Here is a 22,483-nt window from a genome sequence, read left to right on the forward strand (position 1 = left end):
TTTTATGAGAACTTTAAGCAAACTTTCTGCTGATACATCCTTCACTATTTTTCAACTTTTACCCTTCCTCGCATCCCTTTTCTTTCTGTCCCAAAATAAATCTCATCTGCCTCTATTTTTTCTCTCCTTTTTAAAAAGAATCTCTCACGATATAATTATACATCAATTTCCTTAATTTTGTACAAAACTGTGCATTATATAAATAGTTATCTATAAAAATTTAAAACTCAAAATTTGGAATCAACATGAATATAAATTTATATATTCATTAATGATAGTATCTAAGCTAAATAAATTTGTATTAAATTCAAACTGTTTTTTCTTATACATCTCTATGGTAAGTCTTAATTTTTCCTCAAAATCATTTTCTTTGTCTAGATCAAAAAGATAACCATTCTTACCATTTTCTACTAATTCTGACAAACCTCCAGTATCGGATGCTAAAACAGGGATTCCGTAACTATTTGCTTCTGGAACAATTCTACCAAAAGGTTCATTCCATAAAGATGGAACTATTAAAATATCAATATTTTTATAAATATCTTGCGGTTTTTTAAAACCTTTAAAAATTAAGTCTTTATCTTGATATTTTTGCTTTAAATAATTCTCATATTCCTTTGTAAGGCCTTTTCCATAAATAAAGAGTTTTGTATTTTTTAAATCTAAATTTTTAAAATTTTCTAATAAAAATTCAATACCTTTACTTTTTGATAAAGTCCCAACATATCCAAATATTATTTCTTTTTTGTCCATATTTTTCTTTTTAAAATTAGTAGGCACCTCTACACTATTATAAATAACGCTTTTATTAACATTTTTAAAATATCCATATCTTAAATGCTTATTTAATATAAATTTACTTACCCCAACAACGACATCTACATATTTTGAATATTTTTTTCTTGGCATAGAATATAATTTACAAGCTAAACATTGTTTTTCACAATTTTTATTTAATTTTTCATTAAACATTGTAGACTTTGGACATAATAAATAGTAGTCTCTTAATGTATGCACTATTTTTATATCTTTATCTTTTGCTAGCTTCCACACACTTACAGAAAATCCTGCCAAATTATTAGTATGTACAACATCAGGATTTTCCACTTCAATAACATCATTTATTTTTTTATTAAATGGATTATAACTATCTATCAAATGCCAAATAGGTTTTTTATATTTTTTTTCTTTTTTTGCATTATATACCCAATAAAGATTAATAGTCTTTATATAATACACTTTTACTCCATTAATATAATTTATACAATCTTTATCTGAAGTAGTAACCACAATAGGTTCTTTACCATCTTTTAATAATCCTTCAGCCAACAACTGAACAGATTTTTCAGCTCCCCCTATTTGATTTGGATAATAAAGTGTATTGAAGATTAATATTTTCATATTAAACTTTCTATTTTTTTAATAATATATTCTTCATCGATTTCATTTATATAAAAATTTATTTTATTCACTATACCTTTATGTGGAATATAAAAAGGTTTAAAATTTTTAGGTGTTATTGCAAATGCATTTTCTGAATATGGTTTACTATAAACTGGATCTGTTGCTCCAAATAGTATAAGCTGTTTTTTGTTAAACATAGAAGCAATGTGAGCTAACCCACTATCATTACTTAAAAAAATATCTACTTTAGAAATTAAAGCAATTGTTTTTTCTAAAGCGATATCTTTAAAGATTTTAATATAATCATTTTCCTGAAAAAATGATAAGTCATCACTAGGACCACCAAATATAAAGAATTGATAATTACTATTTTTTTTATGTAACATTTCAATCATATTTAACCATTTGTTTATATCATATCTTTTATACTCCATATCATTGAACCCACCAGGATGTATTCCAACTATTACCTTTCCATTTGGAATATGCTCCATTGCAAACTTTTCATTCTCCTCACTTATATGATAATTAATTTTAAAATCTTCATTTAGATTTTTATAGGGGACTAAATTTAAATTCTGCTCTACAAAATTTGTATATTTAATTTCTGGTGCATAGCTAAGCAAAAAATTTCCATATTTATATCTATGCTGAATTCTCTGTCCAGCACTAAAATACATTAATAATGCGCTAAAAATTCCTTGATTTGGATAAGTTGTGATTGCTATATCATACTTAGGCAATTCTTGAGATTTTTTATATAAAAACAAAAATTTATCAAATTTATTCATATAGTCTATTTTTTCTAAAAAATAAATACTCTTTATTTGGGTAGCATTTTTAACAATAGTTTCTCCTCCTCTGTTTTGAGCTAAAAGAATATCTATAATTGAATTTTGATATACTCTTTGTATTTTATTTATTAATGGTAATATTGCAACAGTATTACCAATACCAGACAGATGAACGATTAAAATTTTTTTCATTTGAACTCAATCTTTTTAATTGGCTTTAAAGTATATCTATATACAAACCTTATAACTCTAAACAAAGGAATTGGTATGCTTGCTAATATATACATCTTCAAATATTGCACTTTAAATGGTTTTAAACATTCAAAAAGTTCAATAATATTTTTTCTATTGACATTAACAGATTTTAGTGATAATATGTATCCAAGCATTTTGTTAATAACTCTTATTTTAAGTATCTTTTTATATTCTTTACTATTTTCTCCAAAAATATCTTTTGCAATAGAACTGTAGCCAATAATATCAATTTTTATTCTTCCAAAGACTTTTAACTCTTCTAAAAAAGAGTCATTATCCGCTCTCCACTTAACCATAGGTTCTCTTATAAAATACATTGTGTTGCCATTATTTAAAGCATATAATATTTTATAAGTATGTATGTACATACTACCTATATACTTATCCTCTTGAGGCATAGGCTGTAAAAATATGTTCTTTTTAACTATTAATACCGAAATATATCCAATAAGATAAACAGCTTCTGTCAAAATTTCATCTAAACTCAATAGTTTATCACTTTTATAACTTAATAATGGGTGATGTTTGCATTGGAACCTATTTTCTAAATTTATATCATAACAGTTTTGAGTAAGCATATAAAAATCTCGTTTTGTGCTTTTTATTTTATTTAATAACATTTCAAGTATATTATCTTCTAAAGCATCATCGCTACCTAACCACCAACAATATTCACCATTTGCTATTTCAATTACTTTTAAATAATTCCTATCTGCCCCAATATTCTCTTCATTTTTATGATAAACTATTTTACAAATATTTTTTCCCTGATATTCTTTTACAATCTCTTCTGTATTATCTGTTGAGGCGTTATCGCTTATACAAATTTCTACCATATCTTTTATATCCGGCGTAATTTGATTTAAAATACTCTCAATTGCATCCGGCAAAAATTTGGCCCTATTATACGTTGGAATACATATTGATAGTAATGGCTTAGTCATACTGCTCCCTTAAATGTCTTTTTAAATATAATGGCAAGATTATTGATACAGTTAAAAGAAATGATAAAATCAAACCTATAAAAATACCATTGATGCCGAACTTTTTCCCTAAATAGAATTGTGAAAGTATCGATATAAATGCTTGATAAGGCACGACGCATATTAATATCTTAACTTTTTGAATGCTTGATAATATTGTAGCAAAAGTATCTGTCCATATTCTTATGATGACATATATCGTAGCAAGCAATAATGTAGTATATAAAATATGTAGCTCTTTCCCGGAGACCAAAAAGAATAATTGGTCTTTGAAGGTAAAAACAATTATAGAGACAATAATTGTCAGTAGTAATCCAATTATTATATTTTTTTTAATTAGTTCATAAATAGAGAAATATTCTTTTTTGTGATAAGCTTCCGATGATATCGACCAAGAGGTCGCCAGGAGTGTTGCATAAAGCACTATAATAAGATTATAAAATTTCATTATTAAGTTATATTGCGTAATATATAGTGAGTCTAATATTTTTGACATAATTATATAGTCTATCCCTAAAGTAAAAGAAGCCAAAATTGCAAATATAAAAAAATCTTTTGAGTATTTAAACAACTCTATGCTTAAAACTCTATCGAACTTAGGAAGTACAATACCAATTGACTGAAGATAAGAAACTATAAAGATAATAAAATATGATGAGAAAAACAGAACAATAACTAGTGCTTCATTGTGCATATTAAATACTTGGCATAAATATAATATCAAAAAATTGATTGCTGAAATTATTAGAGGATATAAATTTGGATAAATACCTTTATAATTAGCAAAAAGTATTTTATAGAAAATTTGTGATAGTCCAAACAATAACAACAAATACAAAACAGCAAACAACATGGTTGTGCTTATTAGATTTTGATAGCTTGATAATATAGTATGATATATGGCAAAACTTACAATATACAACAAAGGAACAGAAAGCATTAATATAATAACAATCAAAAAAAATAAACTTTTATATAAATTGTCTAAATTTTTATTTTTTACTCTATATTTTGCTATTAAATTTTGCACTCCGTTAGGTAAGCCGAAATTCAATAGCGCAATCCAACCTGCAAATGAGGCTAATATAGAATATAGTGCATAACCATCAATGTTAATAAGATTTAATAGCATTCTTGTATTTAGGAGAGAAAGCAAAATTGCAAATAATTTTGCAATCCATCCAATAAATGCAATATAATGATACTTTTCTATCTTTGTTTTAAGCACTTATTTCTCTTTCACCCATTCAATCATTTTGCTAATGCCATCTTCTTTAGAAACCTTTGGTTCCCAATCTATACTCTCTTTTACTTTAGTTATATCTGCAACAAATACTTTCTGATCACTCTCTCTAGGTGGTAGTTTTGTATACATCATATTTATATCAAGTGTTTGTTCTAAAAACGAAAAAAGTTCAAGCAAGGATGATGAGTTTACTATCCCACCGCCTACATTAAAAGCTTCTCCTTTTATATTTTCTATTTTTTCAGAAGCTTTGAGATAGAGAGCTACGGTGTCACTTGCATAAAGGAGATCTCTAACCTGTTTTCCATTTCCAGAAATAGTAAAAGGTTCTTTTAATTTGCCTTGCTTAATTTCTACAGCCTTTTGCACAAACCATCCTACCCATCCCTGATCATAAGTCGCAAACTGCCTTCCACCATACATGGAAGAATGCCTGAAAACCACAGTTCTAATTCCATAAATTCTGTAAAAATCAAGAAAGTATTGATCAGCAGCACCTTTTGAACAACCATATGGCGAATGAAAGTCCAGAGGGATACTCTCAGAAAATCCATTAGGAAAATTTTTAGCTACATATCTTGTTTCAGTTTCTTCGTATTCAACCCACTCCAGATCTCCATACACTTTATTTGTAGAAGAATAAATAACAATACTTTCAGGAGAATACTCCCTGACTGCATTAAGAAGGTTAAAACTGCCCAGAGCATTTACTTCAAAATCCATTCTTGGATTGGCTATTGATGTAGTCATTGCCACTTGACCAGCTAAATGATAAATCACCTCTGGCTTAATTTCTTTTATAGCTTTTTCTACATCTCCCTGGCTCCTGACATCTCCATGTATAAAGTAAAAATCACCTTGACACTTTAGCCATGACAGATTTTGCTCACTGCCAATTCTATAAAGATTATCAAATATATAAAGCTCTCCCCCTCTTTTTAAGACTTCGCTAGCAATATTTGAACCTAAAAAACCGCAACCTCCGGTTATTAAATACTTCATTTATCCCCCCATGATGCAATCGTTCTTGCAATCCCTGTTTCCAAACTTATTTCCGGCTGCCATCCTAATTTTTTCATAAATTCTATATTAGCCCTGGATTCCATTATTTCGTTCTCCCTATAAGGTAAAGCACCAAAAGCAAGTCTGGATTTTGTCTTCGTCAAACTCGCAATAAGACAAACCAAATCTTTTATAGTAGTTGCTAATCCACTTCCAATCTCTATATCTAGATATTCTTCCTTTATTTCTTTTCCATATTTTAAAAGAAACAAATACGCCCTGACTACATCATCTACAAAAATAAAATCTCTCTTTTGTTCACCCTTTGTTAATTTAATTTCTGGCACATTAGCTAAACATTGATTAATTATATAGGTTATAAATTTAGAATCATCATCTTTTGGGCCATAGATATGTTCTAATTTTATATTCACCACCTTAGTATTACCAGAATGCATCTTTAACCATTCACATAACTGTTTTTTAGAAAGAGCATAACTATTAAGATACTTATATAAAATAGTATCTGTGTTAAAAAAAGTATCTGTGTTAAAAAAAGTAGCAATTTCAAAAAGTTTCAAAGGAAACAACAAATTAGTCTCTACTACCTGACTACTCTTTTCACCTTTTCGTCCATAAATAGTCGCTGTATGAATTACATAATCAATTTTACCAAAATCCCAAAAAGGTTGTTCTAAGTTTTTAACATCATACCAATATATTTTATCTACAATATCTTTTACTCGCCATAAATTAGAATTTTTTCTCCTATATGCTGCTACTTCATATCCCTCATTAATCAATGAATGGGCCAAATGACTTCCTAAAAAACCAGTTGCGCCAGTTAGGAGAACTTTGTTAGCCACAGAACCCCCTTATAATATTAACCATATAATTCATCATCTCTTCCGTCATCCCCGGATACACCCCAACCCAGAAAGTTCTCTCCATAACCATATCTGTATTCTTTAACTCCCCAACGACTCTAAACCCTTCACCTTTTGCTCTCATCTCATCAAAACATGGATGCTTTAGAAGATTACCTGCAAATAACATCCGAGTCTGAACACCATTTTTTTCCAGATGCTCTACTATTTCATCTCGCGAAAATCCCGCATTTTCCCGCACTGTCAATAAAAAACCAAACCAACTCGGATCAGAATCTGGTGTTGGCTCTGGCAAAATAAATTTATCCTCCAAATCTGAAAGACCTTCTCTTAATCTTTGCCAATTGGCCTTCCTCGCCTCAATAAAATCCGGCAGTTTTTCCAGTTGCGCACATCCAATGGCTGCCTGCATGTCCGTGACTTTAAGATTGTATCCAAAATGAGAATACACATATTTATGGTCATAACCAAATGGTAACTCACCAAATTGCTGACTAAACCTCTTACCACATGTATTGTCCCGTCCAGACGCACACCAGCAATCTCGTCCCCAATCCCGAAAGGAATCAATGAGCCTTTTTAAACTCACATTATTAGTATAAACTGCCCCACCTTCACCCATTGTCATGTGATGAGGTGGATAAAAACTGGATGTCCCAATATCACCAATAGTACCTGTATATTTCCACTCCCCTTTATAAAAATACCTGGCACCTAAGGCATCGCAATTATCTTCTATAAGCCACAACCCATGCCTATCACAAAAATCTTTTACTCTGGCTAAATCAAATGGATTTCCCAGAGTATGAGCCAGCATAACTGCTTTTGTTTTCTCTGACAAAGCAGCCTCAAGTTGAGAACAATCAATATTGTAAAAGGGCAGTTCAATATCAACAAAAACAGGCACAGCACCATATTGAATAATAGGAGCAACAGTGGTGGGAAATCCTGCTGCCACGGTTATGACCTCATCTCCCTTTTTAATTCTTCTGTCTCCCAGTTTAGGTGAGGTCAAAGCCATGAATGCCAGAAGATTGGCTGATGAGCCAGAGTTTGTTAAAGAGCAGTACTTAACGCCCAGAAACTCAGCAAAACTTTTCTCAAATTTTTCAGCATAACGCCCGGTTGTCAGCCAGAAATCCAGGGCAGAGTCCACCAGATTGATCATCTCGTTTTCATCATATACACGGCCTGCGTAGTTGATGCGGGAGTTGCCAGGGGTGAAAGGTTCCTGTTGTTTTGGTTTGTGAAGGGCATTAAAATAATTAATAATGTGAAACTTAGCCCAAACCCTTAAGACTTCCTGTAACTTTTCTTCCCTTAAATAGGCAACCTTTTCCCTTAAAAATTGACTTCTATTAACAACTATAATTTTATCAACCCTTATTACACTATCATACTTAAGTGTCTGTGTTGACAAATCACAAGCCTTTAAGGAAACAGCAAATTCACTCCAAATATAATTATCAACTTCCGATGTAATATAAGCCACAATATAATCGTTTCGATCAATATCAGATTGACCTAAAATTACAGCAGGGCGTATTTTTGAATTTTTAAAATTTGTATAAGGGAAATCCAAGAAAACTATTTCTCCTACTCTATTTAAGGCCAAAGCATTCCTCCCAGTCTATATTATTATCATCTTCTTCATTAAAAAAATTATATAATCCTATCATTTTAAACTCTTCCTCACTGCTTGGAGGTGTAATTCTAAACTCATCAAACGGTATATATTTTTTCTCTTCATCTTCTGGCTCCAATACAATAATTAATCTAGCACGTTTAATATATTTTGGTATTTCACCAAAAATCTCAATTTTACCATTTTTGTAATATCCATGAAGTGCCCGCATAGCATTCTCCTTTTTATATAAAAATACATCTCTATCATTCAGCATTCCTACCAGCCCACTCAAGGCCCTTTTCCCTTGCATCCTCAATATAAGAATTCAAATCCTCTTCAGTTAAAATCTCATTCTTCTCATAATAACTTTTATACCAATTCACTGTCTTTTGAAATGTTGTATTACTGTCCCACACATCTCTCCACTTAAGCAGCATATACGCTTTAGAACAATCCAGTTTTAAAAGACCTGCTTCATGAGGCTGATCCGTATCCTGATTAATTTCATAATCAATCTTATCCCAATACCTTTTGATATTTTCCACCACCTCTCTTACAGTAATAGAGCCCTGTCCTCCTGACCCAAAATTCCATGCCTGTGCAAACTCTTTTTTACCCTCAAGCAACTTTTGGCCAAGCATCAAATAACCGCTTAAAGGCTCCAGCACATGCTGCCAGGGTCTGGTTGCCTGTGGATTTCTGATTACAACTTTCTTTCCCTGACTGACAGCCACCATTATATCAGTCATCAACCTATCCTTTGCCCAGTCACCACCACCTATGACATTGCCAGCCCTACAACTTGCCAGTAACACATTATGGCTCTTGCCATATTCATTCACATTAAAAAAAGACTTCCTGTATGAACTTGTTAGAAGTTCTGCACAACCTTTTGAAGCGCTATAGGGATCATATCCCCCCATTGGATCATTTTCTCTGTATCCCCAGACCCATTCCTTATTTTCATAACACTTATCACTTGTAATATTGACAATTGCTCTAACAGACTTTGTATTTTTACATGCTTCAAAAACCTTCAACGTCCCTATCACATTTGTCTCAAATGTCTCAATGGGTTCTTTGTATGATAACCTCACCAATGGTTGAGCTGCAAGATGAAAAACTATTTCTGGTTGATATTTTGAAAATACTGCATTTAACTTGTCACCATCTCGAATATCTCCGATAACAGAAACCATATCCAGATTAAGTAGCTCAAAATGATTTGGACTCGTTGGTGGCTTAAGAGAATACCCAATAACTTTTGCACCCATTTGTATTAACCAGAAGCAAAGCCAGGACCCCTTGAAGCCTGTATGACCGGTGACCAATACTACCTTATTATTGTAAATACTGTTGAATAATGTTAAATGTTGGATATTGAACGATGAATTATTATTCATTAATCTTCCCATATTTTCCACTTTGCTTTACCAGCATTCCACATTTCATTTAATTGAATTTTATCTCTTAGCGTATCCATACATTTCCAGAAACCAGTATGCTTATAGGTATATAGCTCTCCATCTTTAGCAAGATTTTCAAGAGGTGTTCTTTCAAAAATAGTTGCATCGCCTTCTGTTATATAATCCATCACTTTTGGTTCACATACAAAAAAACCACCATTTATCCATGCCCCATCACCTTTTGGCTTTTCTAAAAATTTTGTAACTTTATTCTCCTCTTCAATATTTAAAGCCCCAAACCTTCCTTCTGGCTGAACAGAAGTCATTGTAATGGCTTTCCCATGGGATTTGTGGAACTTTAAAAGCTCATTAATATCTATATCTGCGACACCATCACCATAAGTAAGCATAAAAGTCTCATTTTTAATAAATTTCTCAGCTCTTTTTATCCTTCCACCAGTCATAGTATCAATGCCTGTATCAAGAAGCGTAACTTTCCACGGCTCACTTGAACAGTTATGAACTTCCATTTTATTACTTTTTAAATCTATAGTTACGTCACTTTGATGCAAAAAATAATTGGCAAAATATTCTTTAATATAATATCCTTTATAACCAAGCAATATCACAAATTCATTAAACCCATAATGAGAGTATATTTTCATTATATGCCAAAGAATTGGCTTCCCCCCAATCTCTACCATTGGTTTCGGGCGTACATCTGTTTCTTCTGACAATCTAGTACCCAAACCTCCTGCGAGGATTAATACCTTCATGATGCCCTCCTAAAAAATTTTTTATACATCTAAATTATCTTGTAACTTATAACTTATTTCTAGCCTTTATATCAATATATCCCTTATGCCATACTATATTAGCCACTTTATCCATCCCTATTTAAAAGGATTTACTATCTCCAATTTCTTCTCAATTATCTGCCCATCCTGCATATCTTCTGTATATAAAATTGAACAATTATTTTCTAAAGCTGAAGCAACTATCAAGCTGTCCCAATAGGAAAATTTATATTTTTCTTTTATTTCCCAACTTTTTCTCACTATATCTAATGTTAAAGGAACAACCATAACTACATCTATAATCTGATAAAGTTTCTTCTGAATATTTTTATCATCAATCTCATACCTTAAAAAAGAATATTATAAAATTCATAATAATATTATTAATAAATTATGTGCCTGAATATGTTTTATTTCATCTAATTTATTTCTTGATTTAATTGCAGAATATACAAAAATATTAGTATCAATAAAAATTCTATCTCGCATTAATTTCTTCTCTTGAACTCTTTTTATATTCAGATACTTCTATTTTATCTTTTAAAAATTCACTAAAAATAGAACCTCTTTTCTTAATAGGCTTTATGGTAATTTCCAATTCATAAAGTTCCTGAGGCATAGGCAAACACCTATAAACATCTCTCCCATTTTCAATTATTTTATATATCTTCATCTATAATCCTCCTTTCTTTAAGAAAACCACTTATATTTATAATATCAACGTTCTACGTTCAATATTTACTAAAGTTTTATGAGTTTATGGATTTACATTCTGCCCCCCATAAATTTCTTTTTCCCACTTTTAAAACAAAAATCCACTTTTATTGAACAATAAAAATTTTACAGCAATTTTTTCTTACTTTCTCCGTTAATTTCTCTAAGGATATTTTATAAAAATTTATCAATCCCCTTTTTACTTCATCAGCTAAAACTTTTATAGATCTATATTTAGCTCTTAAAAAAGAGTATTTATCTTCATTATGGCAATTTGTTCTAAACTAGCGATATTAAAATTATCTATTTTGTCTGGTTTGAGAAAACTCCATTTAGCATTAAAAAAAGTAACCTTAACACCATTTATAATAACATCTATCTGCTCATCAGATATGTTTACAATCTCTTTGTTTGCAAACCTTTCAATTATATTAAAAATCTTTTGTTTATCAAAAGTATCTGCATAAGTAAAAAAATCTAAGTCCTCACTCAATCTATGACAAATATATGAAGTTAAAGCACTGCCACCAACCAACACAAAATTTCTCATATATTCATTTAAAACAAGTTGTTCTAAAACTTCTTTAGTGCTATTTAATAGAAACTCTAATTTCAAACCTTGCATCATTCAGCCTCTTAAAATAATCACTCTCTACATCCATATCAAAAAAAACTCTTGCTATCATTACATTAAGCTTTAAAAATCTACTATCTCCTGCCATATTTTTTAACCAAATATCTTTTATCTTTTTTTTATCAAATCTATTAAATAGCTCAACTATATCTTCAAAATCACCATACTTTAAAGTATGTTCTATAAAAGTAATGTCATCTATTCTTGCTTTGCTTTTTAAATTCCAAAAAATTTTATCTTGTTTCACCTAAAACCTCTTTGGTAGATCCATTAACACTATAAATGAATCTACTTTATTTCTTTGCAACTAAATTATACAACTTTATTTTCAAACCAAAATTTACTACTCCCCTTACTGACAATCACACACTAGAGCCAGATTCAACGACGACTTACCCATTACCTTTACATCCAGGATTCTTACTCTTCCCTTATATATCCAGAAATCCTTATAGTTGTCTATCGCATACCCCCTGCAATTCACCCAATTAACATAAAAAGTTGTGTCCATTTTCAACACATTCTCCTCCCCATACTTCATTATCAACACTCTCTTGCCTGATGATTTGGGAACGAGAATGAATAATAACCTCATTTTTGATGAAATCTATTAACAAAAACCGTCCTTCCTCTTTTCTATACACAAAATGGCATTTTCTATATTCTATAATTCACATTTTCCCTTTTTGTTGCTAAAATTATTACTTATCTCTTCACCTATTTTCCAAACTAGCAGCCTTATGCCTATTTTCCTTTTCGTCTCTCCTTACACAATTCCTTTTCCCTCCAAAAAAAACAACATCTCTTTTACCGCTTCTTCCACTTCGGTAACCTCCGTATCTATAATCAGATCAGGATTTTCTGGCTCCTCATAAGAAGCAGAAATTCCCGTATAATTCTTTATTATCCCTGCCCTGGCTTTCTTATACAAGCCCTTAGGATCACGGCGCTCACATTCTTCAACAGAACATTTGACATATATTTCTATATAGTCATTCTTTAGTCTACTCTTCACATACGCTCTATCTTCTCTATATGGAGAAATAAATGCCGTTAGAACTACAATCCCTGCATCAACCATAAGTTTACACACTTCAACAATACGCCTTAAATTTTCTCTCCTGTCATCTCTATTAAATCCCAAATCTGCATTTAACCCATGTCTAACATTATCTCCATCAAGAACATAAGTCCGTATCCCTTGTTCATAAAGCTCCTTTTCCACTAAATGAGCAATAGTAGACTTTCCAGAAGCAGAAAGGCCTGTAAACCATAACACAAAACTTTTGTGTTTATTTAACTTATTTCTAGCCTCCCTATCAATATAGCCCTTATGCCATACTATATTAGCCATTTATCTATTCTTACTCCTCTCCTACCAACAAGATACTTTCTTCTAAAGACAACTTATTTTTATATACTCTTAATTCATCTTCTTTTATCAAGAGCACTCTTATTTTGCGCTTAATTAAATTTTCTGCTTTCTCAACTAAATCCTGCAAATACCCCCAATTAACATTTCCAACTATAACTAAGTCAATTATACCAGAATCAATTCCTTTGGCATAATCACCTGTAATATAAGCCGCTTTAACATCTCCTAAACGATTTAATATATCTTCTACTATCTTATCTATACCAAAATACTTACGAACCAAAGATGCAAGCTCTAAAAACATTGGATGATTCTTATTCGCTGCATACTTTACTACTCTCCCCTCTGTTGTTTTTTTCAAAAGACCAGCATTTGACAGACGATCCAATTCTATTTTTACGCTATTTGTTGACTCTCCAAACTCAGAAGCCAGCTCCCGCAAATAACTACTAACCCCAGGATTTAAAAAAAATTTGGTGATTAACCGAATCCTTGTCTTAGAAGTTATTAAAGCATCTAACATAAATTTCGATTAGAAAAATTGAACAAAATTGTCAAGAATATACCCCTAAAACAACCAAAACTTTAATTTATAAATTCATCTTTTTATGGACTGTTCAAAAAAAGCTTTTTATTTTTTACTCAACTTTTTGACTTCGCTAACTTGTTAATATTACAACTTTTCTACAAAAGTTGAGTTTTTTAGAAATAAATCCTTAGTTAGTCGGAGATAACGTATATTTCCGCCTCCAATATTTGTTTACAAAACGCTACTCCAATCCTAGCTCTTTCGCTTTATTTTGTACTCCTTTAATAGCAAGGGCTAAAAATTCTCCCAATTCTAGGCCCAATTTGCTGCACTCTCTTATGGTATCCCTATTTACAGAAGCTGCAAAAGATTTGTCTTTCATCTTCTTTTTTAAGCTTTTGGCTTTCATCCCTTCTAATTTTGTGGGCCTCACATAGGCTGCAGCTAAAATAAGTCCTGTTATAGTTTCACCACAACGTAAGGCCCAATCTAATTCACTTTTCGGCTCTACTTTTGTCATTTCCCAGTTGTGGGCTTTAATAGCATAAATTGATTCTTCTGGAAGTTTACCCTCTAACATTTCACCAGCCTTTAACCCGTGAAGATCTGGAGTTTCCTTGGTAAACTCATAATCCACATCATGAAGCAAACCTGTAATCCCCCAAAGATTTTCGTCTTGGCCAAAATGCCTAGCTAAAATTTGCAACACTCCTTCTGTGGCCACACAATGTCTTATCAAGTTTGCATCCTTAATATTTTGATTCAAAAAATTAAACGCTTCTTCCCTTGAAAACATCTTTTACCTACCTTTAAATTTTAAAATTGCTTCTTAAAAAATTCCCATAATTTTTAAAAACGCTCCCAACACTCCTAAAATAGAAACAGCAATAGAAATAGAAAACATACGCAAAGTAAAATTACGTTGATCTCTATCTCTATATTCAAGCCTATCAGTTAATCTATCTATTGCTCCTATCATCTGTTCAAATCGTTTATCTACCTGCTCAAATCTCTTATCTACTTGTTCAAATCGTTTATCTACTTGAATAAATCGATCATTAATATCTTTTTTAAATTCGTCAAAACGTTTATCTACCTGTTCAAAACGCTTGTCTACTTGCTCAAAACGCATATTTACATCAGATTTAAACTCATCAAAACGCTTATCTACATTTTCAAATCCTTCTTTTACTTCTCTTTTAAACTCTTTTAATTCTTCCCGAAACAAATTCTGATTAAATTTCATCTCATCTATTTGGACTTGCAAAAGATCAAATCTGGCATCAAAATATCTTGTATTGGGAAATATTCCTGCAATTAATGTTTGAATTTCTGTAGGAGATATATTTTTTTCTTCTTTTTCCTTGCCCATATTAACCTCCCTTGCACCAGAAAAAGCTATACTTTCTATCTCTAACTTAAAACTAATGTTTTTTTTAGGCAAGTCTTAGTTTTAAGCAAGTCTACAAAAAATATTTTGCCTTATCAAAAACAAAGTTCTATCTATAACAAACATGGATAGACAAGAATGGGTTCCTCTTATACATTCCTCAAATTTTGAGCACGCTTTTGATAAAATATTAGTGCTAGAAGCCCTAGGAATAAACTGGAAATGGGAACAAAATATTATCTGGGTGGAAAAAGCAAAAGCAAAATTTGCATTAAAAGAAATTCTTGAATACGAACACGAGCTTTTAACCATCTCAACAAACAACTCTAATTTAACATCAAATTATAATGCATCATATTTTATCCAAAATTCTATTATATTTGCTCTACTAAGCCTTATTTTTGTACTTCAACAATACTTTCCTCATTTAACAAATCAACTGATATTAAATGCCTCAAAAATCAAAAACAAAGAATTTTTTCGCCTTTTTACTTCTCTATTTATTCATGCTGATCCAGCTCATTTATTAGGCAATATCTTCTTTAGTTTCTATTTTATTCAAAAGGTCTGCGAACAAATAGGATTTAAAATTACATGGACATTGGTTTTAGGACTTGGTACCATAGCAAATGGGATAAATTTGCTTTTCTTAGGACTACCACATAAAAGTCTTGGGTTTTCTACCGCTAGTTTTGTTGCTCTTGGCTTGTTTTTTACCTTAACTCCGACTAAGTCCAATTTAAGTGTTTGGCTAAAAATAGCGCTCGCTTTATGTTTTTTAGCTATTTTTTCTCAAGGAAAACATACAGATGTCGGTAGCCATTTCTGGGGACTTATCTTAGGATTTTGCACAGGCTTCTATTATAAAAAAAGGACTACAAATGAAAAATAAAAATTTTATGAGTTTTTTTCATATTTGGCGCCTTAGCTGGCCCCAAGTGCTTATGATGGTTTTTCACTTTGGTATTGGATTTGTAGATGTTTTAGTTGCAGGTAGGTTAGGAAAAGACGTTCAGGCCTGTATGGGACTAACTACTCAAGCCATGTTCTTTTTTCTTGTAGTTGCATCTGCTGTGGCTAATGGTTCTGTAGCAGCTATAAGTCAATCATTAGGAGCAGGTTTAGAAAAAAGAGCTAAAAGATTTATTGGGCTAGGTTTTCAAATAGGCATTATCGCAGGAGTTATTATTGTTGTATTTGGTAATATTTTTTTAGATAACTTATTAACTCTACTCCATCTGCCAACTAAAATATATCCTATTGGACGTTATCTATTAAAAGTTTATCTTTTAATTATACCAGCATACTATCTATTACTTATTACCAATGCTTTTTTTAGGGCCCAACAAAAAGTCATTATCCCTCTTTTTGCCACAATGTTAGTAACCCTAGTAAATACTATAGGAGATTTTGGCCTTGGACTAGGTTTATGGGGATTGCCATCTTTAGGTTACAAAGGACTTGCTTGGAGTACTTTTGCTTCTATTCTCACAGGATTTTTATTTAATTTTGTTATTCTAATGAAACAAAAATTACTGGTTAGAGAAAGCTTTGCGCCTTGGCGCTGGATAAAAAAAGCATTCTTTTATCTATATAAAGTTGCCTGGCCAGCAGGGCTGATGCAAATAGTATGGCATTCTGCCTATCTAGCTTTGTATGCTATTGTAGCTGCCTTACCCTTTAATAATGTTGTCGCTTTAGCTGGGATGAGTGCGGGCATAAGAATTGAATCTTTTCTATTTTTACCTGCTTTTGCTTTTAACTTTACTGCTTCTATTTTAGTAGGACATTTTTTAGGAGCTGGAGATATAATTAAAGCTAAAAGGGTTGGCTATCAGGTCCTTGGATTTGGTTTTATACTGGTTTCTATTTTAACTCTTATCTTATTTTTCTTTTTAAAACCTATTACTTACTTTATAGCCCCAGATCCAAGTGTAGCTATAGAGGCAATGAATTATCTAAAATTTAATATGTCTGCTATTATCTTTTTAGTGCCTGCCATGGTTTTAGGCGGAGCCCTTACTGGAGCAGGAGCAACCTTTTATCAACTAACTGTTATTTTTATCTCCACTTGGCTTACAAGAATTCCTTTAGCGTATTTTTTAGGTCATATAATTTTTAAAACCGCCACAGGAGTATGGTTAGCTATGTTTTTATCCATGGGTATTCAAGCGGGATTGACTTTTTATGTCTATCAATTCAAAAATTGGGATAAATTTGCTTTACGCAAAAAGAAAATAATTTGCACAGAAGAACTATAAATTAAGGATAGTTGTATGAAAAATTTACAACAAGTCATTTACGCGCTTGAGAAAAATAATGACCTTGTAAGGATAAAAACAGAAGTAGATCCTTATCTTCAAGTAGCTGCCATCCAAAGACGGATATTTCGAGCTAAAGGACCTGCAATTTTATTTGAAAAAGTAAAAAACTCCCCCTTTCCTATGTTAGGAAACCTTTTTGGCACTAGACAAAGATTAAACTTTATCTTTTCTAAAACCCTAAAAACCGTAGAAACTCTTTTTAAATTAAAACTCTCACCTTTTGAAGTCTTAAAAAGCCCTACAAAACTTAGCAAACTACCAAAAATATTTCTTACAACCATTCCTAAAACTGTTTCAACAGGACCTATTTTAGCCCAAAAAATTAAAATATCCCAATTACCAGCCTTAGTTTCTTGGCCTCTAGATGGTGGCCCTTATATCACCTTACCCCAAGTATATACTGAAAATCCCTTAAAACCTGGTTATTTTCATTCTAATCTAGGCATGTATAGAGTACAACTTAAAGGGAACAACTATATCTTAAATGAAGAAGTAGGACTTCATTATCAAATCCATAGAGGAATTGGAGTTCATCATAAAAATGCGCTTGATAAAGGAGAACCTCTTTGGGTAAATATCTTTATTGGCGGACCGCCTGCCATGACCTTAGCCGCGATCATGCCTCTGCCAGAAGGCATCTCTGAACTCTTGTTTGCAGGGGTCCTTGCTGGCCATCGTATAAAAATGATAAAACAAAAAGAAAATCTACCCATAAGTGCTGAAGCAGATTTCTGTCTATGTGGTTATATAGATGGACTCAAGCCAGAAGGTCCTTTTGGAGACCATTTAGGATATTATAGTTTAAAACATGACTTTCCTGTGCTAAAAATAACTCGTGTTTATGCTAAAAAAAATGCTATCTGGCCATTTACTACTGTGGGAAGACCTCCACAAGAAGATACTATCTTTGGAGAATTCATCCACGACTTGACTAAAGATCTAGTTCCGCAAGTATTTACAGGGGTAAAACAAATCCATGCCGTAGATGCTGCAGGAGTGCATCCCTTACTTTTAGCTGTAGGACGAGAAAGTTATGTGCCTTTTGCTGCAGAAAAAATTCCTCAGGAAATTCTAACTCAGGCTATGAGCCTGCTTGGGCAAACTCAAACAGCTCTTAGCAAATATCTCCTTATTGTAGGAGAAGAAAACATTGATGTAAAAAACATACCTCAATTCTTTGACTATTTCCTTAGCCGAATCGATTTAAAACGAGATTTGCATTTTATAACCCGAACCACAATGGACACCTTAGACTATACTGGTATTAGCTTAAATCAAGGGTCTAAACTAGTTGCTGCTGCATGTGGAAGTAAAAAAAGAAAACTTGGCCTTAAACAAGACTTCTTAGAAATTAAGTGGCCTGCTGGTATTTTTCAACCAATGTTTTTTGCTCCTGGCATAGGAATTTTAGGTTGGCAAAAACACACTTTACCCAAAGATACCCAAGATAAAACTTTAGTAACTTTAGGAAAAATCCTCTACAACATTCCCAAAATAGAAAAGTTTCCTCTTTTAGTTATTACAGACGACCCTTTATTTACTGCGGCTAATTGGGAAAATTTTCTCTGGATAACCTTTACAAGATCAGATCCAGCTACTGATATTTATGGCATAGATGAATATTATAAATGCAAACATTGGGGTGCTAAAAAAGCCATTTTAATTGATGCAAGACTTAAAAGCTACCATGCTCCCCCTCTAGAAGAAGATCCTGAAACTATAAACACTATAAAAGAAATAATGTTTAAAGAAAAATTAGGAAAATATTTTGAATAAAAATTTAAAAACATTATTTAATTTATGTAGATTTTTATTTAATTTAATTTTCTAACTTCGTTAAATAGAAACCAGGTTTTCTAATAAGCATTACAAATGATTTGGATGACACGTCTTAGCGAAAATTTAAAAAAAGCTGCACATACGGCACTTATACAATGTATTTTTGGCAAGACATCTAAAATATGTTAAAAAACAAAAATAACATTATCCAGGTAAACCATTTATGAGCAGTCTAAAAGAAAGCCTTAGACGTGTCTAAAGCTTTGGGCAGTAGAAAAAAATGTGCTTTCGAGCAACTCTGAAAGTTAAATTTTATCTAATAAAACTAAAATATGGAGGTAATGGTGGAAGAAAAACTATTTAACCTGCTTAAAAACATAAAACCTGTTGATTTATCATTAAAAGAAAAAGCTTATGAACACTTAGATAACCTTACAAAACCTCCTAGGAGCCTTGGCAAATTAGAAGAAATCGCTGCGAGGGTATTTGCAATTCAAGAAGGCAAAGTAGAGCCTTATCCTGCAAGAATTTATACTTGTGCAGGAGATCATGGAGTAGTGCAAGAAGGAGTTAGCCCTTATCCTCAAGAAGTTACTAGGCAGATGGTTTTAAATTTTTTAAATGAAGGAGCTGCTATAAATGTTTTATGTAAAACTTCTCAAGTAGATTTAAAAGTAGTAGATGTAGGAGTAAAGGGAGAACCATTTCCCCAACACAAAAACCTCATTCAACAAAAAATTAGATCAGGAACAGGAAATATCGCAATAGAAAAGGCTATGAGAAAAGAAGAATGTCTAAAGGCCATTTTTCTTGGAATTGAACTCGCATCTAATGCCCAAAAACAGGGGATTAAATCTTTAGGCACAGGAGAAATGGGTATAGGAAATACCACATCCTCTACTGCCCTTTATTGTGCATTTTTAAATCTTTCTCCAGAAGAAACCACTGGCGCTGGTGCTGGTTTAGATAATCAGGCAATCCAACACAAAATTCAAATAATAAAAAAGGCCCTAAATTTACATTCCAAAACAATAAAAACTCAAGACCCATTAGAAATCTTATCTTCCTTGGGAGGACTAGAAATAGCTTGCCTCACAGGACTAATTTTAGGAGCAGCTCTTTATAAAATGCCTATTGTCATAGATGGATTCATCTCTACTGCTGCCTTTGTCTGTGCATATAAACTTGAACCAAAAATTAAAGATTATGCTTTTTTTTCACACCTTTCTGCAGAAAAGGCGCATAAACAAATTTTAGAAAAAGTAGGTGCATTTCCCCTTCTTCATCTAGATATGAGACTTGGAGAGGGAACAGGCGCAGCCCTTGCTTTATTTTTACTTCAGGCTGCAGCCAATATTTTTAATAACATGGCTACATTTGAACAAGCAGGAGTTGCTTCTGGGAAATAAAATTACAATAAAACTTTATTTAACTTACTTTTGCCCCTGGCTTAACTTGAGTGGATGGGGTCAAAAGAGCCATGTTATCTTCTTCGTTCACAGCTAAGATCATACCTTCTGAGACTTTACCAAATATTTTTCTAGGCTTTAAATTAGCAACAATAACTACTTGTTTATCTATTAAATCATCTGGCTGAAAATATTTTGCTATGCCTGCAATAATCTGCCGTGGGTTATCCTCACCAACATCAACCCTTACCTCTAAAAGTTTTTCAGATTTTTCTATTCGCTTTGCCTCAACAACTCGACCCACTCTAAGATCCAACTTTTTAAAATCTTCAAAAGAAATAAATTGTTCTATTTTTTTAGCCCCAACTTCTTGTTCTTTATTGCTATTTAACTTCAATTCTTGTCTGGGGAAAAGATTAGATTTTTTGGCGACTTTTAAGCCAGATTGCAACAATCCCCATTCCTTGCTTTCTTTTAACAACTCTATCTCAGTTAAAGAAAATGACACTCCTAGTTGTTTTAACATTTTCTCGCTTACCGAAGGCATTACAGGCCAAAGGTGAATGGCGATTTTCCTTAATCCCTCTAATAAAGTATAAATAACTGTTTGGAGTCTATTGGTCTTGCCTTGTTTAGCCAAAGCCCAAGGAGTTGTATCATCAATATATTTATTCAAATAGCGCACAAATTCCCACAAACTTTCCAACGCCTTGGCAAACAAAAACCTAGCAAACAAATTCTGGAAATTAGCAACACTTTCAAGGCCAATATTTTGAACTTCCATCTCTTTTTCACTCAACGTTTCTGGAGCAGGGATAATTCCTTCAAAATATTTATTTGTCATAGTTAAAACTCGACTAAATAAATTCCCCAAATCATTGGCCAAATCAGAATTAAGTCTGTTTACAAATGCCTGTTCTGAAAAATTAGCATCTAACCCAAACTGCATTTCTCTAAGCAAAAAGTAACGAAACGGAGCAAGCCCGTATTTATCTTTCAAATCCAATGGCTTTACCACATTACCTAAACTTTTAGACATCTTAGTTTCATCTACAGTCCAATATCCATGGACTCTAAGCCCTTTATAAAGAGGCAATCCTGCAGCCATAAGCATGGTCGGCCAAAAAATAGCGTGAGGTTTTAAAATATCTTTTGCAACAATATGATAACTATTGGGCCAAAATTTTTGAAACTTTTTTCCATCAGGCCAATCTAAAGCAGAAATATAATTAATAAGCGCATCGAACCAAACATACGTTACAAAATTATTATCAAAAGGTAATTCTATTCCCCAGGTTAATCTTGATTTTGGTCTAGATATACATAAATCTCCCAAATCTTCTTTTAAAAGACCTAAAACCTCATTTTTATATCTTTCTGGCCAAATAAAATTAGGATTTTTTTGGATATATTCTTTCAATGGCTCCAAATATTTGCTCATTCTAAAAAAATAATTTTTTTCATGTAAAAAGGTAGGTTTTGTAAGGTGGTCAGGACAAAGGCCATCTTCAGTTAATTCTTTTTCTGTATAAAATCGTTCACACCCAAAACAGTAATATCCACCATATTCTCCAAAATAAATATCTCCATTATCATACACTTTTTGTAAAAATGCTTGAACCACTTTTTTATGCTTCTCACTTGTAGTCCGTATAAAGTAATTATACTCTATTTCAAGGCCTGGCCAGGTGTTCTTAAAAATTGAGCTTATTTTATCTACATATTCTTGAGGAGATTTGCCTTGTTTTTCTGCAGCTTGCACAATTTTATCGCCATGCTCATCTGTGCCAGTTAAAAAAAACGTTTCATAACCGTTTAATTTATAAAATCTAGAAATAGCATCTGCAACAATAGTAGTATAAGCATGACCTAAATGTGGTTCTGCATTCACATAATAAATTGGTGTACTAACAAAAAAGGTACTCATT

The 22,483-nt window shown here is 32.0% G+C and carries 24 protein-coding genes; 4 read left to right on the plus strand and 20 right to left on the minus strand.

Translation table 11 applies throughout. The features are described from left to right. Positions 1 to 240: 240 nt before the first annotated feature. The 19 genes from BLP60_RS04085 to BLP60_RS04175 form a co-directional block, all read right to left on the minus strand. A complete protein-coding gene (locus BLP60_RS04085) occupies positions 241 to 1,401 on the minus strand; it encodes a glycosyltransferase family 4 protein (protein WP_092063816.1) in 1,161 nt (386 codons plus the stop codon). Then, complete coding sequence (locus BLP60_RS04090) at positions 1,398 to 2,390, minus strand: glycosyltransferase family 9 protein (protein ID WP_092063819.1); 993 nt, start codon at positions 2,388 to 2,390, stop codon at positions 1,398 to 1,400. The genes BLP60_RS04085 and BLP60_RS04090 overlap by 4 nt, the downstream gene beginning before the upstream one ends. After that, positions 2,387 to 3,397, minus strand: a complete 1,011-nt coding sequence (locus BLP60_RS04095) for a glycosyltransferase family 2 protein (RefSeq protein WP_092063822.1) — start codon at positions 3,395 to 3,397, stop codon at positions 2,387 to 2,389. Before BLP60_RS04095 ends, BLP60_RS04090 begins: the two co-directional genes overlap by 4 nt. After that, positions 3,390 to 4,664, minus strand: coding sequence for an MATE family efflux transporter (locus tag BLP60_RS04100; RefSeq protein WP_092063825.1), 1,275 nt, complete (start codon positions 4,662 to 4,664; stop codon positions 3,390 to 3,392). The genes BLP60_RS04095 and BLP60_RS04100 overlap by 8 nt, the downstream gene beginning before the upstream one ends. Further along, a complete protein-coding gene (locus BLP60_RS04105; protein ID WP_092063828.1) occupies positions 4,665 to 5,684 on the minus strand; it encodes a GDP-mannose 4,6-dehydratase in 1,020 nt (339 codons plus the stop codon). After that, positions 5,681 to 6,550 carry an NAD-dependent epimerase/dehydratase family protein gene (locus BLP60_RS04110; protein ID WP_092063831.1) on the minus strand — a complete coding sequence of 290 codons (870 nt, stop codon included), beginning with the start codon at positions 6,548 to 6,550 and terminating at the stop codon, positions 5,681 to 5,683. The genes BLP60_RS04105 and BLP60_RS04110 overlap by 4 nt, the downstream gene beginning before the upstream one ends. Continuing rightward, entirely contained in the window at positions 6,543 to 8,186 is a 1,644-nt protein-coding gene (gene rfbH / locus BLP60_RS04115) for a lipopolysaccharide biosynthesis protein RfbH (RefSeq protein WP_159427682.1), read from the minus strand. The genes BLP60_RS04110 and rfbH overlap by 8 nt, the downstream gene beginning before the upstream one ends. Next, positions 8,173 to 8,427, minus strand: a complete 255-nt coding sequence (locus BLP60_RS04120; protein WP_143338911.1) for a hypothetical protein — start codon at positions 8,425 to 8,427, stop codon at positions 8,173 to 8,175. Before BLP60_RS04120 ends, rfbH begins: the two co-directional genes overlap by 14 nt. A 34-nt stretch (positions 8,428 to 8,461) precedes the next feature. After that, the gene (gene rfbG, locus BLP60_RS04125; RefSeq protein ID WP_200779104.1) at positions 8,462 to 9,613 is read right to left on the minus strand and encodes a CDP-glucose 4,6-dehydratase; all 1,152 of its coding nucleotides are present in this window, start codon (positions 9,611 to 9,613) and stop codon (positions 8,462 to 8,464) included. Then, positions 9,601 to 10,380 (minus strand): glucose-1-phosphate cytidylyltransferase, encoded by a 780-nt coding sequence (rfbF, locus tag BLP60_RS04130; RefSeq protein ID WP_092063840.1) that lies wholly within the window; start codon positions 10,378 to 10,380, stop codon positions 9,601 to 9,603. The genes rfbG and rfbF overlap by 13 nt, the downstream gene beginning before the upstream one ends. Before the next feature lie 117 nt (positions 10,381 to 10,497). After that, positions 10,498 to 10,740, minus strand: a complete 243-nt coding sequence (locus BLP60_RS04135; protein ID WP_353640740.1) for a PIN domain-containing protein — start codon at positions 10,738 to 10,740, stop codon at positions 10,498 to 10,500. A gap of 139 nt (positions 10,741 to 10,879) precedes the next feature. Next, positions 10,880 to 11,074, minus strand: coding sequence for a hypothetical protein (locus tag BLP60_RS04140; protein ID WP_092063846.1), 195 nt, complete (start codon positions 11,072 to 11,074; stop codon positions 10,880 to 10,882). A 282-nt stretch (positions 11,075 to 11,356) separates the two neighbouring features. Beyond that, positions 11,357 to 11,743: a nucleotidyl transferase AbiEii/AbiGii toxin family protein gene (locus BLP60_RS04145; protein WP_092063849.1), complete on the minus strand. Its 387-nt coding sequence runs from the start codon at positions 11,741 to 11,743 to the stop codon at positions 11,357 to 11,359. Beyond that, positions 11,706 to 11,996, minus strand: coding sequence for a hypothetical protein (locus tag BLP60_RS04150; RefSeq protein ID WP_092063852.1), 291 nt, complete (start codon positions 11,994 to 11,996; stop codon positions 11,706 to 11,708). The genes BLP60_RS04145 and BLP60_RS04150 overlap by 38 nt, the downstream gene beginning before the upstream one ends. 241 nt (positions 11,997 to 12,237) lie before the next feature. Then, positions 12,238 to 12,366, minus strand: coding sequence for a hypothetical protein (locus tag BLP60_RS10730; protein WP_289626253.1), 129 nt, complete (start codon positions 12,364 to 12,366; stop codon positions 12,238 to 12,240). A gap of 149 nt (positions 12,367 to 12,515) precedes the next feature. Next, positions 12,516 to 13,103, minus strand: a complete 588-nt coding sequence (gene cysC / locus BLP60_RS04160; protein ID WP_092063858.1) for an adenylyl-sulfate kinase — start codon at positions 13,101 to 13,103, stop codon at positions 12,516 to 12,518. 10 nt (positions 13,104 to 13,113) lie between these two features. After that, the gene (locus tag BLP60_RS04165) at positions 13,114 to 13,647 is read right to left on the minus strand and encodes a transcriptional regulator (RefSeq protein ID WP_092063861.1); all 534 of its coding nucleotides are present in this window, start codon (positions 13,645 to 13,647) and stop codon (positions 13,114 to 13,116) included. Positions 13,648 to 13,894: 247 nt separating this feature from the next. After that, positions 13,895 to 14,449 carry an HDIG domain-containing metalloprotein gene (locus BLP60_RS04170; RefSeq protein ID WP_092063864.1) on the minus strand — a complete coding sequence of 185 codons (555 nt, stop codon included), beginning with the start codon at positions 14,447 to 14,449 and terminating at the stop codon, positions 13,895 to 13,897. Positions 14,450 to 14,482: 33 nt separating this feature from the next. Next, positions 14,483 to 15,025, minus strand: coding sequence for a hypothetical protein (locus tag BLP60_RS04175; protein WP_092063867.1), 543 nt, complete (start codon positions 15,023 to 15,025; stop codon positions 14,483 to 14,485). Between the two features lie 142 nt (positions 15,026 to 15,167). Between BLP60_RS04175 and BLP60_RS04180 the strand changes: the two genes are divergently transcribed. From BLP60_RS04180 to cobT, 4 genes are all read left to right on the plus strand, one after another. Continuing rightward, positions 15,168 to 15,935 carry a rhomboid family intramembrane serine protease gene (locus BLP60_RS04180; protein ID WP_092063870.1) on the plus strand — a complete coding sequence of 256 codons (768 nt, stop codon included), beginning with the start codon at positions 15,168 to 15,170 and terminating at the stop codon, positions 15,933 to 15,935. After that, positions 15,925 to 17,304: an MATE family efflux transporter gene (locus BLP60_RS04185; RefSeq protein ID WP_092063872.1), complete on the plus strand. Its 1,380-nt coding sequence runs from the start codon at positions 15,925 to 15,927 to the stop codon at positions 17,302 to 17,304. Before BLP60_RS04180 ends, BLP60_RS04185 begins: the two co-directional genes overlap by 11 nt. 15 nt (positions 17,305 to 17,319) lie before the next feature. Further along, positions 17,320 to 19,143, plus strand: coding sequence for a UbiD family decarboxylase (locus BLP60_RS04190; RefSeq protein WP_092063875.1), 1,824 nt, complete (start codon positions 17,320 to 17,322; stop codon positions 19,141 to 19,143). 347 nt (positions 19,144 to 19,490) lie between these two features. Further along, positions 19,491 to 20,555: a nicotinate-nucleotide--dimethylbenzimidazole phosphoribosyltransferase gene (gene cobT, locus BLP60_RS04195; RefSeq protein WP_234970948.1), complete on the plus strand. Its 1,065-nt coding sequence runs from the start codon at positions 19,491 to 19,493 to the stop codon at positions 20,553 to 20,555. A 19-nt stretch (positions 20,556 to 20,574) separates the two neighbouring features. Here cobT and metG read toward each other — a convergent pair whose 3' ends face one another. Next, complete coding sequence (metG, locus tag BLP60_RS04200; RefSeq protein WP_092063882.1) at positions 20,575 to 22,482, minus strand: methionine--tRNA ligase; 1,908 nt, start codon at positions 22,480 to 22,482, stop codon at positions 20,575 to 20,577. Position 22,483 lies beyond the last annotated feature (1 nt).

The organism is Desulfonauticus submarinus (genome assembly GCF_900104045.1).
Taxonomy (GTDB): domain Bacteria; phylum Desulfobacterota; class Desulfovibrionia; order Desulfovibrionales; family Desulfonatronovibrionaceae; genus Desulfonauticus; species Desulfonauticus submarinus.

What these genes read in the sequence shown, in the direction of transcription:
- BLP60_RS04085 (WP_092063816.1), bottom strand. Translation starts at nt 1,401, where the DNA reads ATGAAAATATTAATCTTCAATACACTTTATTATCCAAATCAAATAGGG.
- BLP60_RS04090 (WP_092063819.1), bottom strand. Translation starts at nt 2,390, where the DNA reads ATGAAAAAAATTTTAATCGTTCATCTGTCTGGTATTGGTAATACTGTT.
- BLP60_RS04095 (WP_092063822.1), bottom strand. Translation starts at nt 3,397, where the DNA reads ATGACTAAGCCATTACTATCAATATGTATTCCAACGTATAATAGGGCC.
- BLP60_RS04105 (WP_092063828.1), bottom strand. Translation starts at nt 5,684, where the DNA reads ATGAAGTATTTAATAACCGGAGGTTGCGGTTTTTTAGGTTCAAATATT.
- BLP60_RS04120 (WP_143338911.1), bottom strand. Translation starts at nt 8,427, where the DNA reads ATGCGGGCACTTCATGGATATTACAAAAATGGTAAAATTGAGATTTTT.
- rfbG (WP_200779104.1), bottom strand. Translation starts at nt 9,613, where the DNA reads ATGGGAAGATTAATGAATAATAATTCATCGTTCAATATCCAACATTTA.
- rfbF (WP_092063840.1), bottom strand. Translation starts at nt 10,380, where the DNA reads ATGAAGGTATTAATCCTCGCAGGAGGTTTGGGTACTAGATTGTCAGAA.
- BLP60_RS04140 (WP_092063846.1), bottom strand. Translation starts at nt 11,074, where the DNA reads ATGAAGATATATAAAATAATTGAAAATGGGAGAGATGTTTATAGGTGT.
- BLP60_RS04145 (WP_092063849.1), bottom strand. Translation starts at nt 11,743, where the DNA reads ATGATGCAAGGTTTGAAATTAGAGTTTCTATTAAATAGCACTAAAGAA.
- cysC (WP_092063858.1), bottom strand. Translation starts at nt 13,103, where the DNA reads ATGGCTAATATAGTATGGCATAAGGGCTATATTGATAGGGAGGCTAGA.
- BLP60_RS04165 (WP_092063861.1), bottom strand. Translation starts at nt 13,647, where the DNA reads ATGTTAGATGCTTTAATAACTTCTAAGACAAGGATTCGGTTAATCACC.
- BLP60_RS04170 (WP_092063864.1), bottom strand. Translation starts at nt 14,449, where the DNA reads ATGTTTTCAAGGGAAGAAGCGTTTAATTTTTTGAATCAAAATATTAAG.
- BLP60_RS04175 (WP_092063867.1), bottom strand. Translation starts at nt 15,025, where the DNA reads ATGGGCAAGGAAAAAGAAGAAAAAAATATATCTCCTACAGAAATTCAA.
- BLP60_RS04180 (WP_092063870.1), top strand. Translation starts at nt 15,168, where the DNA reads ATGGATAGACAAGAATGGGTTCCTCTTATACATTCCTCAAATTTTGAG.
- BLP60_RS04185 (WP_092063872.1), top strand. Translation starts at nt 15,925, where the DNA reads ATGAAAAATAAAAATTTTATGAGTTTTTTTCATATTTGGCGCCTTAGC.
- BLP60_RS04190 (WP_092063875.1), top strand. Translation starts at nt 17,320, where the DNA reads ATGAAAAATTTACAACAAGTCATTTACGCGCTTGAGAAAAATAATGAC.
- metG (WP_092063882.1), bottom strand. Translation starts at nt 22,482, where the DNA reads ATGAGTACCTTTTTTGTTAGTACACCAATTTATTATGTGAATGCAGAA.